At 55.4% G+C, this 13,606-nt stretch carries 8 protein-coding genes; 5 read left to right on the top strand and 3 right to left on the bottom strand.

Going from position 1 to position 13,606, the window contains the following annotated elements; translation table 11 throughout:
* Positions 1-43: 43 nt before the first annotated feature.
* The gene (locus E2H98_RS11315) at positions 44-2,764 is read right to left on the bottom strand and encodes a TonB-dependent receptor (RefSeq protein WP_133591111.1); all 2,721 of its coding nucleotides are present in this window, start codon (positions 2,762-2,764) and stop codon (positions 44-46) included.
* Here E2H98_RS11315 and E2H98_RS11310 point away from each other — a divergent pair.
* The 4 genes from E2H98_RS11310 (at position 2,763) to E2H98_RS11295 (ending at position 6,318) form a co-directional block, all read left to right on the top strand.
* Complete coding sequence (locus E2H98_RS11310; RefSeq protein ID WP_133591109.1) at positions 2,763-3,044, top strand: hypothetical protein; 282 nt, start codon at positions 2,763-2,765, stop codon at positions 3,042-3,044. The two genes, E2H98_RS11315 and E2H98_RS11310, sit on opposite strands and share 2 nt — an antisense overlap.
* A 210-nt stretch (positions 3,045-3,254) precedes the next feature.
* Positions 3,255-4,286 carry a cupin-like domain-containing protein gene (locus E2H98_RS11305; protein ID WP_133591107.1) on the top strand — a complete coding sequence of 344 codons (1,032 nt, stop codon included), beginning with the start codon at positions 3,255-3,257 and terminating at the stop codon, positions 4,284-4,286.
* Positions 4,276-5,154 (top strand): hypothetical protein, encoded by an 879-nt coding sequence (locus tag E2H98_RS11300; protein WP_133591105.1) that lies wholly within the window; start codon positions 4,276-4,278, stop codon positions 5,152-5,154. Before E2H98_RS11305 ends, E2H98_RS11300 begins: the two co-directional genes overlap by 11 nt.
* Positions 5,155-5,286: 132 nt before the next feature.
* The gene (locus E2H98_RS11295; RefSeq protein ID WP_133591103.1) at positions 5,287-6,318 is read left to right on the top strand and encodes a CNNM domain-containing protein; all 1,032 of its coding nucleotides are present in this window, start codon (positions 5,287-5,289) and stop codon (positions 6,316-6,318) included.
* A gap of 47 nt (positions 6,319-6,365) precedes the next feature.
* On the opposite strand, the gene E2H98_RS11290 is transcribed toward E2H98_RS11295, so the two are convergent.
* Positions 6,366-8,090, bottom strand: coding sequence for a glycoside hydrolase family 19 protein (locus tag E2H98_RS11290; protein ID WP_198325104.1), 1,725 nt, complete (start codon positions 8,088-8,090; stop codon positions 6,366-6,368).
* A gap of 446 nt (positions 8,091-8,536) precedes the next feature.
* The gene (locus tag E2H98_RS11285; RefSeq protein ID WP_133591101.1) at positions 8,537-11,278 is read right to left on the bottom strand and encodes a chitinase C-terminal domain-containing protein; all 2,742 of its coding nucleotides are present in this window, start codon (positions 11,276-11,278) and stop codon (positions 8,537-8,539) included.
* Between the two features lie 362 nt (positions 11,279-11,640).
* Between E2H98_RS11285 and E2H98_RS11280 the strand changes: the two genes are divergently transcribed.
* On the top strand, positions 11,641-13,524 hold the full coding sequence (locus E2H98_RS11280) for a glycosyl hydrolase family 18 protein (protein ID WP_198325103.1): 1,884 nt from the start codon (positions 11,641-11,643) through the stop codon (positions 13,522-13,524).
* Positions 13,525-13,606 lie beyond the last annotated feature (82 nt).

The following is a 13,606-nucleotide window of genomic DNA, read 5'->3' as shown; positions in this document are numbered from 1 at the left end:
GCCGGTACTGATTCGGTGCGCAACGAAGGCGATGCGCGAAGTGTTAGAAGTTGAGACGAACACCGGCGTAGTACACGGCGCCATTCTGATAAATCGCATTCGGACGCGATTTGATGCCGTCGTAGTACTGCACCACTTCTTCATCAGTCAGGTTGTTACCCTGGAGCAGCAACTGAACATGATCGTTGATGTTGTAGGCAATCGAGGCGTCAACATAGGCTGAATCAGCGGCCCACTGTTCACGACTGCGATCCATGTCGATGAAGAAGTCATCACGGGCGTTGTAGGAAACACGTGCTGACCAGTCACTGTTCTCGAAGAACAAGGAGACGTTGTAGCTGTGTTTCGAGTTACCCGGGATCTCATCACCGGCATCGGTTTCGGCATCGGAATAGGTGTAGTTCGCCGACCAGCCGAGGCCGTTCTCAAACACTTGCTGGAACGCCACTTCGAAACCGAAGTTTTCACCGCCGCTACCATTTTCCGGACGGTCGACATCGTAGATACAGCTGTAGATGTTGCCCGATTGCAGCGTGCAGTTGTTACCCGGTTGTACTGGACCACCCGGTTCGAACAACGTCGGGTGCGACTCTTGACGAACCTGATTGATGATGTAGGAATCGATGTCCTTGTAGAACACCGCACCCAGCAACGCGGTTTCATCGGAGATATACCATTCCGCCGAGAAGTCGAGCTGAGTAGCGCGATACGGATCCAGATCCGGTGAACCGCCGGCGCCGGTATACGACGTCGAGTTCAGCGAAACGGTCGGTGCCATGCGGCCGTAATCCGGACGGGCCATCACTTTCGCCGCCGAAGCGCGTAGCACCACTTCTTTCGACAGTTCGTACGCGACGTTGGCACTCGGTAAGGTGTCGGTGTAACTGCTGGTTTGGGTAAACGGTGCGTAATAGTTGTCAAACAGCGACCAGGATGCGCCCGGGAAATTTGGGTCGACACCGGTGCGATTGCCATTGGCGGTCACATCAGTGGTGACAACCCGAACACCGAAGTTACCGCGCCAATCACCACTGCGGAAGTTGGCCATCAGATAACCACCAAAGGCTTCCTCTTCAATGCTGTAGGTGCTGCTGGCGACCGGAGTGATACACGGCAAACTGGCCAGTGACGGATCGCACACGCCGGTTGACGGCAAGGCATTGTAAATCGCATAAAGCGCATTGATATCCAGCAGGCGATAAGAATTCAGCACGCCAGAATAACCGGACATGAAATCGCTCGGGAGCAGACCGCCAGCGACAACACCAACGCCACAGGGCTGACCGCCACAGGAGGTATCACCATACAGACCGTGACCGACCGTACCGTTGAAATCCACTTCGCGTGTGTGCTTGGTTTGTTTCAAACCAAACGCCAGCGACTCGAAAAAGTCGCCGCCGATGTACCAGTCGGCATCGATGTAAACAAAATCTTCTTCATCGACGTTGCCGGTGTCACGTTCACCGTTCCAGCCATTAACTGGCAAAGGATTGGTTGAAGCAGGGTCGATATCGGTGAATACCACTTGCGGTGCCGCGCCACGTAAATCCCAGGTGAAACCGGTGCGAGCAACCGTTTCCCAGATCAGCTGACGGTCAGTACCACCGGTCGCTTCAGTCGCACCCAGTTTGGCACTCAAGGTCAAATCACCGAGCACGTATTTGAGGTCAACATCATAGGCTTCGGTTTCAGTATAGGCTTCGCGAACGAACACGTCGTAGACGGCGCCCCAGGCAGCGTTGGTGTTATTGAAACGGCCGGCGACAACAGTACCATTGCTGTCGACAACGGTGTTGACCGGTTGCTGACCGCCACCAAGCATATTGCTGAACCAGGCCAGCATGTTGGCATTGACGTTATTGGCGTCCATTTTCGATTGCAAGGCATTGAACGTGATGTCGAACGCTTCGGTCGGACGGAACTGTGCGCTAAACGTAAAACTGTCGCGCTCACGTTCTTGGGTGAAATACGCCGAACCGATCAGATCCGGAATTGCGTAAGTGCCACCACCTTGGTCGGCAATCGCGACGTCGGAGTAGCCGAGCACTTCAATACCATCACGACGGATGTTGCTGGTGCTGGTTTGATACGACAACAGAACACCGAAGGTATCCGCCTCGTTTTTCCAACTGGCCAAACCGGAGAATAAAGGATCAGACTCACCGGACTTGTCGTACTTCACTTGCTGCAAAGTCGCCGACAATTTCAGATCCGGCAGTTGCAAAGGCTTCAGCGTTTCGACATTGACGGTACCACCGATACTGCCTTCTTCAAGGTCAGCGGTCGGCGTTTTGTACACTTCTAGTTTACCGATCACATCAGACGGCAACATCAGATAGTTGAAGCTGCGCGTTGCGTTCAACTGATCGAGAATGAACCAGTCGGCAGTTGCCACCGAGTGGCCGTTCAACAGTGTGCGGTTCAAGTTCGGTGCGGTACCGCGAATTGACACCCGCTCGCCTTCTCCAAACTGGCGTTGAATGCTGACACCGGTAATACGCGACAGCGACTCGGCGACGTTCTTGTCCGGAAACTTACCGACCTCTTCGGCAGTGACCACTTCAACAATCGCATTGGCGTCGCGCTTCAGCGCCAGGTTGCGTTTCAAGCTGTCGCGAATGCCGCGCACTTCAATCACTTCAGCGTCTTTCTGACTATCCCGCTTGTCCGCGTCCTCGGCGTAGGCTGGCGCAACAACGGCCGTGCCCAGTGTGACCGCAATCAAGCATGGAAGTAACTTGCGTTTAAACGGTTGCTCTACCATGGGTAATCCCTCTGTTCTGTCGTCTTATCGTGCTGTTCGCCGAAGTTCGGATTGTTATGCTTCGACCGCCGAAATGACAGCGTTGTCATTTCTTGGTCACAGACCTTACACCCAATTACTTTTCGGCGCAAAAGTTTTTGTTGCCGCGTTGCAACACCCAGAATTTACCGGCGCAAGCGAATTCAAGTCGCTGTTTTTCTTTCAGATTTTTCGACTTCTTCGCCTGTTCGCCGGTTACTTTTCGGCGCCCAATGCACTGATACAGTGCGAAAAAGTCTGAGAATTTTCTTTTCATTCGTAAAAGTTATAAACACGAATCAGTGTTCTCAGCGGCTCGGAAAGCTATCACTTTTGCGCGCTTCCGCTGGCGGTCCGGGTTCACGCCTTGCGGGGCGTGTGCGAAAAATCCGGACAGATGCGTGAAAAGTCCAAGTGCGAGAGGTCGCTGGCTCAAACACTGGCCAAAATCACGCTCCGGATGAGAACTATCATGACCAGCAACGTAGCAAAAATGACACCGCTGTCGATCGATGACAACTGGCGTCGCTGGATAGCCGAGAATCTGATGCTCGACAACAGCCCGGAAAGCCTGTTCGACGCGCTGATCGCCAACGGCGCCGACCCGAATCAGGCCCGGCATGAACTGGCGGCGGCCCTGGCCAGCCCCTATCTGCATGGCGCCCAGCGGATGCGCAATCGGCTGGCCAAGCGCGACTGGATTCTCGATTGTCGGCGCAAGCTGAACCGCATTCATCCGGACGATGCGCACATCCCGCGCCGGCACCAGCTCGATAGTGAAACCTTCTTGCGTGAGCACTACATCGCCAGCCGTCCGGTGATCATTACCGGCATGCTCGAAGACTGGCCGGCGCGCACCAAATGGAACCTGCGCTATTTTCATCAGCAGTTCGGCGAACGCGAGGTGGAAGTGCAGTTCGGTCGCGACAGCGACGCCCGTTACGAAATCAACGGCGCCCAGCACAAACGGAAAATGCGTTTTTCCGAATACCTCGATCTGGTCGCGATGACCGAAAGCAGCAATGATTTTTACATGACGGCCAACAACGGCTCGCAAAATCAGCAAGCACTGCGCGAGCTGTGGCAGGACATTGGCCCGTTAAACGAATACCTGAATCCGCAAGCACCGGAGAAAGGATTTTTCTGGCTCGGACCAAAAGGCACACGCACGCCGTTTCACCATGATTTGACCAATAATTTCATGGCGCAATTGATCGGTCGCAAACGAGTGCTGCTGATACCGGCTTGCGAAACGCCATACATGTACAACACCACGCATTGCTACAGTGATGTCGATGCAGCGTCGATCAATCGTCAGATGTTCCCGTTGTTCGATCAGGTGCAGGTATTGGAGTGTGTGCTGGAACCGGGCGAGCTATTGTTCCTGCCGATTGGCTGCTGGCATTACGTCGAAGCACTCGACAAATCCGTGACGATGTCGTTCGTCAACTTCCGCTGGGACAACGATTTCAGCAGCATCTACCACACCTATCATGATGTCTGAACAAGCATCAGAAACAAGCGGCTTGCGGGCACTGCCGTGGGTCGCCGTCGTGGCGCTGATCGCGCTCGGATTGCTGTCGATGTTTTTGCGCAACAGTGCGCCGCCCGCCGGTCATGCAGTCGCATCGTTGGCGCTAGCCTCCACGCGCGCTGAAAGCGAGCACGCCTCGTTGGATGCAGCGCAATCGCACGTTAACGATGCCACAACCGAACCAGCGCTAAATGCTGAGCACTGCCAAACCGAACCCGGTAGCGTCAGCGCTTATCAGCAGCTCGACGCGCTGCAGTGGCGCGAGTTGCATCGCTGGCAAGCAGAGCGCGGTTTGTCATTGACGGTTTTGCAAACCGATAACTCATTGAAACAGCAGCCGAGCGCTTATCAGCATTACAGCGCCGCACAATTGCAGGCGCTGGCCGAACAGGGCGACGCCAACGCCATGCATTTCTACGCGGAACGGTTACAGAAATCCGATGCGCCAACCGCGACGTATCACGGTCAGCCAGAAGACCGTCGTTTGCTGACGCAACAACTGTGGCGGCAAGCCGCCGTTCAGGGTCATGTGCCGGCGATGCTGGCGATTGCCGATTGGTATCGTCAGGCGTCGGAGGATTTCTCTCAACCCGAGGTGCAGCGTCAGCAAACCAGCGTGCAATGGCTGGCTTGGCGTTATCTGGCTGACTGGCGCTTAGGGCTGCTGCCGCAACGGCTATCGGTATCAGCAGAAATCCACGAACAGGCGCTGCTGAGCTTGCAGCAACATCAACAATGGCTGCAGCAGCAGCGCCAGCAACTGGGCTTGCTGCCTCTGGACAATCAGGTGCCGGCAGCCATCGTACAGTTGATGATACCGCGCCAATCTCGCTGTTGACGGCGTTATAGCGCGGTGCTGGCCAAGCGGACTTACACGTCTGCGCCGGTTTCGGCCCGCTTTTTTCACCTGATTCCGCTACCCATGCCATAATGCCGTCTTTACCCCCACTCAAAACTTCAACAGCCCGATATGGCTTTACTCATTGCGTTTGTGGTCCTTTCCATCGGCGTATCGTTCGTTTGTTCCATTCTCGAAGCGGCGTTGCTGTCCATCACTCCCAGTTTTATCGCGCATCAAAAGCAAACTCATCCGAAGCGCTATGAGCGCCTGAAAGCGCTGAAAGACAAAATCGATCAGCCGCTGGCTGCCATTCTGACGCTGAACACCATTGCCCACACGGTTGGCGCGCTGGGTGTCGGCGCGCAGGTAACGGTGCTGTACGGTGACGGCTACCTCGGTATCGCCTCTGCCGTCATGACCTTGCTGATTCTGGTGCTGTCGGAAATCCTGCCGAAAACCATTGGCGCCCGCTACTGGCCGCAGCTCACGCCGTTTCTGCCGGTGGTGTTGAACGGCATGATCTTTGTGCTGAAACCCTTCATCTGGTTTTCCGATCAGATCATGAAATTGTTTGGTGGTACACCACACCATTACGATCTGCGTCAGGAAATCAAATCGCTGGCGACGCTGGGCCGCGAATTGAATCAACTCGATGAAGATGAGCAACGGGTCATCCGCAATATTCTCGATCTGCATGACATCAAGGTACGTGACATCATGACACCGCGCACCGTCTGCGAGACCATCCGCCCGGATGTACCGCTCGGCGATCTGATTGAACACGTCCGGGAAAACCAGTTCTCACGTTATCCGGTGCTGGCTGAGGACGAATCACCGTTAGGTCTGGTGTTCCGTTACGACCTGTTGAATGCCGACTTGAACAAAACCGCTGTCGATATCATGAAGCCGGTGACGGTCGTGATCGATACCGTCAGCGCCGAGCGCATCATGTCGCAGATGATGCGCGAACGGCAGCACATGTGCGTCGTTTACGACGAGTACGGCAGCTGGTTGGGGCTCGTTACGATGGAAGATGTCATCGAAACCATCATTGGCCAGTCAATTATGGATGAAACTGACGATATTCCGAATTTGCGCCGCTTCGCCAAGCGCCGCTGGGAACACAAGCTGAAAGAGCGTGTCGACGACACGCTGCAATAGCGAATGAAAAAAGGGGCCGGAAAAAACCGGCCCCTTTATTTGTGGATTTACTGCAAAACGATATTCCAGTTTTTCTCGACACATTTTTCGTAATCGCCGGCAATCAAGGCACTGTAAGCCGTCTGGTAATTGACCAGCATGCAGCGATAGTCATTGCCGACGTTCCAATCTTTCTCCCAGTAAATCGGTTGCGCACCAGCGCCATTGCCATCGAATGGTTTCTGGCTGGCGCAGGAAAGCTGCTCACCGGTGATGTCTAGACCGAAATATTCGGCAAATTTTCGATAGTAGGCGATGCGATTGGCCGCCTGCGGTTTATCCACACCGCCACTGTTACATTCAATACCGCCATTGATGATCATGATCGTCGAAGCAAATGAATTGCTGGCACCGTTGACGGCGTCGGCGGCATTCGGCGTCCAGCTGCGATCGATGACATGCAGCATCGATGGTTTTGGCGGTTGCGGATAAACCAGGAAGAAGGTCGCCGAGGTCAGGTTCAACCAGGTGCTGGCGACCATGTCCGGGTTATCGAGCAAGGTGCGCACGGTGCCGAACATCACTTGTGAAAAAGGTCCGTAGTTGTAGTTATAGGAAAGCTGCTTGGCGCCACGACCAAAATATTTCTTGAAACTGCCATCTGGATTGGTGCCACAGGGCCAGGCTTCGGTGATCCAACTATTCGCTGAGCATTCCATGTTGTAACCGCAACCCGCGCCGGTTTCATTGCAACCTGATTCGCGCAGGTAATACAGGCCCTGTTTCCATTCCGGAATGCTGTGATTGGGAATATGACCGCCGGTTTCCTGAGCAAAATGCGCGAACATCGTCGCCAGGATTTTCTTGCAAATGGCATCGGCGTTGCGGCCGTCATCGTAGTCGGCACAAATCGCCGGGAACTTTGCCACCGATTGCAGAAAACGCTGATAGCTGTAACTGGCATCGCGCATCGGGAACAGCTCTTGCCATTGATTGGCATTCAACCAGCGCTCAACGCGTTTGACGTTAACTGGATTGCTGGCGCTGCCCGGAGCGACCGCGCTGACCACATCGTTACCGGCCGTGCGCACGGTTGCTTTGAATGAACGCATCAGCGGTGTGTCGGTCAATGCCGCTTCGGTGGCGCGAGCTTGTTCGCGCGTCGGAATGCCCGGCGTGGGAGTGGGTGTTGGCGTCGGGGTGGGCGTAGGTGTTGGTGTCGGCGTTGGCGTGCATTGCTCGACGGTGCGCCAGACACCCCACTGACCGGACTCCGCCGGATTGTCGCCTTGCGTCCACCATTTCGCTTCGTACGTCACGCCTTGATGCGTGACGCGCTGGCCACCGTTGTAAACGCTGCTGGCATTCCACACCGGTTGCACGCACGGCGTAGGCGTAGGCGTAGGCGTAGGCGTAGGCGTAGGCGTAGGCGTCGGTGTTGGTGTTGGTGTTGGTGTTGGTGTTGGTGTTGGTGTTGGTGTTGGTGTTGGTGTTGGTGTTGGTGTTGGTGTTGGTGTTGGTGTTGGTGTTGGTGTTGAGCAAGTGCCGCCCGTTTTCCACAACGTTGGCGTCGCCGCTGGATTCCAGTTGGCGCCGACATAGGCGGTATGCGAAACCAGTGCGGTGTAGTTTTGATTGCTGTAAGCGACTACTGCGCCAGCTTGGTAGCTATTGCCTTCGGCCCACAGCGGACAGGAGGCCAGCGCCGGTTCTGCAGCTATCAGTGAAGCGCCGGTCAGCAGCATGCTGAGGCGAATCGTATTGAATTTTCGGTTTGGGTGTTTTGCTGACATGGTTTTCCACTCGTTGCACAGGAAAACCTTCAGTCTGCTCGTCTGGATAAAAAAGGCGTGGATTTTTCACGCGGGTTTGCGGGGAAATCTATCGAGCGATGTGGTGAATGAGGAGACGAGTTGATGGGTTTCGCTTGCGCGGAATCCATTGAGCGAACATTGTTTGTAGAGGTTGGATTTGAGTTTCGAAAATTACCCTACGTATCACAGCCCCCTCTCCCGCGAAGGGCGAGGGGCTAAAACCCGAGTACTGCGATTTGAACCTTATTCTACGCGACGGCCTGCTCCCTCCCCCCTCGTGGGAGATGGTTGGGGAGAGGGGGAGAATGACGCAAAAACCTGTAATCCGGAAACAGGATTCAGATGCTCACGTCACTTCTGCCAGGGACGCGAAAGAAAAAAAGCCGCGCTAAATAGCGCGGCCCTTTCATTCATTCATTACCTCATCACTGCACCCCAACCGGCAATTCCGGATGCTCATCGCGGGTAGCGTACTTGGTGCCGTTGACAGTTACCGTGAAATTGCTCGGTCCAGCGCCGGGCAGGTAATGGCGCACGGTGACATCAACACTTTGCCCCGGTGCCAAAGTTTGCCAGCCCGGCAACTTCAGCGACACGCGATGGAACTCACCGGTCAAACCGCTGCCGGCATTCGGGCCACTGTGACCAACGCTGATCACTTGCGTACCGAAACCGGATTGATCGACAAAGTCAGCCGGCATTGAGGTTGGAATGTCGAACTGAAACTCCGTGCCGCCCGGCAGGCTGGTCATCGAGTTGTTGGTGATTTTCAGTTTCGGCGTGATCGGATAGTTACTGTCACCGAGTGCATAACTGTGCAGATCAAACTTCACATCAATGCTGCTGGTCGGCATCGTGATGTTGGCAAGTTTGTTGCCGTATGGCGTCGCTTGCTTGAAGGCGTTGGCCAACTGGTTGGTCAGCGTCGCGCCCATGAAGTATTCACCGCGATCGGCATGATAGGCGTAGTCACCGGCCAACTCCCAGAACATCACGCCGCCAACGTTGTTGTTGACGACCCATTGTGCTTTACGCGCAATCGATTCGCTGTCTTCAATCGACAGGAACACTTTTTTCTCGGCGTTCCAGAGCCAGGGCGCAACCAGTGTTTGATCGTAGAAGCGCTGGTAAACGCCAGTTAACCGGTCTTCCGGATCATTGAGCGGATCGAGCCCGTACACGCCGGCGTAACTACCCATTTTTCCGTCCTTCAGGTTCAGCGCATGCCAGAGCGGATTGGAGCCGGCACCGACTTCTTGCTGATGTTCCAGATCATGCCAGAGGTTGTCGATACCGCGTGCGCCATCGCCGCAGGCATCAAGACCAATCGGGCAATTGCTGCCGACGGCGGTGCCCCAAAGTCCGTTGCTGCCGCCGTTAACGTTTTTCCAACCACGGGTGTAATACGGCACACCGATGTTGATGCGCCCGGCCGGCATCGCACCGCGGAAGTAGTGATACGCCCAATCGGTATTCAGATATCCAATGCCGCCGTATTGCGGAGAGTTGTAAACATTCCAACGCACCAGCTCAGCATCGCGACCGTCATCGAACAAGGCAGCGTTCGGCCCGACAAATTCATTCCAGGCGCCGTGCAAGTCGTAACTCATGACGTTGACGAAATCAAGATATTTCAGGCTCTCGAAATTCTCCATACCGCGCAGCAAATAACCGGACGACGGTGCGGCGATCGTCAGCAAGTAATGCTTGCCATCGGTACGACCGGCTTCATCGAGTTTTTTCCGTAGCACGCGCATCAGTTCGTTGTAACGCGCGACAACCGTGCTCAAGCCTTGCTCGCTGATTTGCCAGTCGAGCGGGTTGCCGGCTTTGCTCATCGTTGTCGGATATTCGTAATCAATATCGACGCCATCGAATTGATATTGGCGCAAGAACGTGACAACCGAATTGGCAAAAGTTTCGATACCGGCAGCCGATTGCGTCATCGTGTAAAAGCCGCCGCTGGCGACGCGCTCTCCGTTGTCATCGAAATAACCACCGGTTTCAGCCCAACCACCGACCGAGATCAGGGTTTTCACGCCGGGATGCTGTTGCTTGTAACGATTGATCAAATTGAACAAACCGTTGTACGGCAGGTTCGGGTCCATTTCAGCACCAGGCACGCCGGGCCAGGTCAAACCGGTTGCCGCGTTGGTCGCCAGCGACGTGTTTCCGACAGAGATTTTGTTATCGGGACCAACATGAGCAAACGCGTAATTGATATGGCTTAAGGATTGCCACGGAATTTGATGTGGCAAATACGCCGGCTGACCGTTTTTACCTGTGCGCCAACTGGTGAAATAACCGATAACGCGACGCTTCAGATTGTTCGGCAATAACTCACGCCCGGCCGAATCGTAAACACTGCAATACGGCACATCGACACTCGGCGTTTGATACAAACCTTCCGGACGGCAACCACTCGGCGTTGGCGTTGGCGTTGGCGTTGGCGTTGGCGTTGGCGTTGGCGTTGGCGTTGGCGTTGGCGTTGGCGTCGGCGTCGGCGTCGGCGTCGGCGTCGGCGTCGGCGTCGGAGTCGGAGTCGGAGTCGGAGTCGGAGTCGGAGTCGGAGTCGGAGTCGGAGTCGGCGTAGGAGTTGGCGTAGGAGTTGGCGTAGGAGTTGGCGTGCAGTTGCCTATCAGTTTCCAAACGCCCCACTCACCGCTTTGCGCCGGATTGTCGCCTTGTGTCCACCATTTGGCTTCGTAAATTTTGCCTTGGTAAGAAACACGCTGGCCGCCGGTGTAAACCGTTGAAGCACTCCATGCTTGAGTTTCGCATGGTGTTGGCGTCGGAGTTGGTGTCGGCGTAGGCGTTGGAGTAGGCGTTGGAGTAGGCGTTGGAGTAGGCGTTGGAGTAGGAGTGGGTGTAGGAGTGGGCGTAGGGGTCGGAGTGGGCGTCGGAGTCGGCGTATCGCAAGTACCGCCTACCTTCCACAACGACGGTGTTGACGCCGGATTCCAGTTCGTGCCCGGATGCGCGGTATGCGTCACCAGCGCCGTGTAGTTCTGGTTGCTATAAGCAACAACATGGCCTGCCTGATAGGTATTACCTTCGGCCCACGTAGCGCACGCGGCAAATGCTTCACTGCTGACAACGCAGCACAAGCCGGCGCTAAGCAAGGCCGCTTGTATCGGATGAATTCTCGGTTTGTTGTGTCGTTTCATTTTCCCCTCCTGAAGTTCGGGTGTTGAGGTCTTAAACCCCGCACTGTGCCGACAGAGGGAATTTCTCGTTCGGACTATTCAACCAGGCATTGGTGTTTTTCTATCGGGCGCCAATCGCTCGTCAGCGCCGTTCACCGATAACGCCCGTTTTCCGTTATCGCCTCCGCATTTATCGCGCCTCCTTTGCAATGAATTGGTGCAATAACGCCTTGCGCGATTCCGCGTTTCTCCGCGAATGGTTGGAAAAGACCAGATCAGGTGTGAAAAGTCCAAATATCGAGAGTTCCGCCAACAAATAGTGGGCCATGGCATGGGACACCCCGGAAGCCATTTCAACCCCAAACACTGGAGGGAACATATTCATGCGCAAGCGCAATAAAAACTTGTTCAATCACAACGCCATTCGCATGGCGTTGTTTGGCGCGGGTCTGTCGCTATTCAGCGTCAGCGAAGCGATGGCGGCCTGCCCATCGTGGGCCGAAGGCAATACCTACAATGCCGGCGTGGTTGTCGCTTATAGCGGCCAGAACTACAAAGCACTGGTAACGCATACCGCGCACGTCGGTGCGAACTGGAATCCGGCGTCAACACCGTCATTGTGGCAAGTGGGCGGTACTTGCGATACGCCAACACCGACGCCCACTCCGACACCGACACCTACGCCAACTCCCACACCCACCCCAACACCAACGCCTACGCCGACTCCAACACCGACCCCTACTCCAACGCCGACGCCAACACCTTGCACCGTGCAAGCCTGGAGCAGCTCAGCCGTGTATAACGGTGGTCAGCGCGTTTCTTACCAAGGAAAAATTTACGAAGCCAAATGGTGGACGCAAGGCGACAATCCGGCGCAAAGCGGTGAGTGGGGCGTATGGCGTCTAATTGGTGACTGCACGCCGACACCTACGCCTACACCAACGCCTACACCGACCCCCACTCCAACGCCGACGCCAACGCCAACGCCCACACCGACTCCGACGCCAACTCCGACACCAACCGGTAAACATGTCGGCGCGTATTTCACGCAGTGGGGCATTTACGGTCGCAATTACAAACTGAAAAACTTCACCGATGCCGGCGGTCACAACAAAGTGACATTCATCAACTACGCATTCGGTAACGTTTACGCCGACGGCAAATGCGGTTTGGTCACGCGCGCGGAAAGCGGCAACGGTGATGGCGGTGATGCGTTCGCTGATTACCAAAAATCGTTCAGCGCTGCCGAATCGGTCGACGGTATTGCCGATACCTGGGATCAGCCTTTGCGCGGTAACTTCAATCAGCTGAAAGAAGTGAAAGCGAAAAACCCGAACATCAAAGTGTTGATCTCTCTCGGCGGTTGGACCTGGTCGAAAAACTTCGGCAAATTCGCCGCGACGGCTGCTGGTCGTGAAGCGATGGTTGCTTCCTGCATCGACATTTACATCAAAGGTAATTTGCCGGTTGGTGACGGTGCCGGTGGTCCAGGCGCGGGTGCCGGCGTGTTCGACGGTATCGACATTGATTGGGAATACCCAGGCGGTGGCGGCATGCCGTACAACCATGTCGACCCGAACGACAAACACAACTTCACGTTGTTGATGGCCGAGTTCCGTCGTCAGCTCGACATCATCGGACAAACCAACGGCCGTCGTTACTACCTGACCGCTGCGGTTGGCGCCGGTATCGACAAAATCCGCAACACCGAGCCCGCTTCGTATGCGCAGCATATGGATTGGATTAACGTCATGACCTATGACTTCTTCGGTGCCTGGGATGCCACTGGACCAACGAACTTCCATTCACACCTGTTCTACGACACCGCCTCCGGCGTCACCGGCGACCGCGCCAGCTACAACATCAACAGCGCCATCACCGAGATGATCAATCAAGGCGTACCGCGCTCGAAACTGGTTGTCGGTCTTGGCTTCTACGGTCGCGGTTGGAGAGGCGTGAGCCCTGGCCCGAATGGCGATGGTTTGTATCAATCGGCCACCGGCGCAGGATCAGGCACTTACGAAGCCGGTATCGAAGACTACAAAGTGCTGAAGAACCGTTCCGGCACCCGTCGTTACCACCCCATCACCAAGCAGTTGTATCTGTACGACGGCAACGAATGGTGGAGCTACGACGACGTAACAACGATTCGCACCAAGATCGATTACGTCAAACAGCAAAACCTCGGCGGCGTATTCAGTTGGTCGCTCGACGGTGACGACAGCAGCCACACACTGTTGAACACCAGCTGGGAAGTACGGCAGTAAGCAGCGACGGAAAGCCCCACCGTAGTGGGGCTTTCCGGCACCAAAAAAAGGCTCCAGCTCCAACGGGAGCCTTTTTGCTTTC

Source organism: Permianibacter aggregans (genome assembly GCF_009756665.1).
Taxonomy (GTDB): domain Bacteria; phylum Pseudomonadota; class Gammaproteobacteria; order Enterobacterales; family Permianibacteraceae; genus Permianibacter; species Permianibacter aggregans.
The sequence above is the reverse complement of the archived record's forward strand: the minus strand, read 5'-3'. Positions and strand labels throughout refer to the sequence as shown.

Excerpts from the sequence above, each read along its gene's own strand:
- E2H98_RS11290 (WP_198325104.1), bottom strand. The coding sequence starts at position 8,090 with ATGTCAGCAAAACACCCAAACCGAAAATTCAATACGATTCGCCTCAGC.
- E2H98_RS11285 (WP_133591101.1), bottom strand. The coding sequence starts at position 11,278 with ATGAAACGACACAACAAACCGAGAATTCATCCGATACAAGCGGCCTTG.
- E2H98_RS11310 (WP_133591109.1), top strand. The coding sequence starts at position 2,763 with ATGGGTAATCCCTCTGTTCTGTCGTCTTATCGTGCTGTTCGCCGAAGT.
- E2H98_RS11295 (WP_133591103.1), top strand. The coding sequence starts at position 5,287 with ATGGCTTTACTCATTGCGTTTGTGGTCCTTTCCATCGGCGTATCGTTC.
- E2H98_RS11300 (WP_133591105.1), top strand. The coding sequence starts at position 4,276 with ATGATGTCTGAACAAGCATCAGAAACAAGCGGCTTGCGGGCACTGCCG.
- E2H98_RS11280 (WP_198325103.1), top strand. The coding sequence starts at position 11,641 with ATGCGCAAGCGCAATAAAAACTTGTTCAATCACAACGCCATTCGCATG.
- E2H98_RS11315 (WP_133591111.1), bottom strand. The coding sequence starts at position 2,764 with ATGGTAGAGCAACCGTTTAAACGCAAGTTACTTCCATGCTTGATTGCG.
- E2H98_RS11305 (WP_133591107.1), top strand. The coding sequence starts at position 3,255 with ATGACCAGCAACGTAGCAAAAATGACACCGCTGTCGATCGATGACAAC.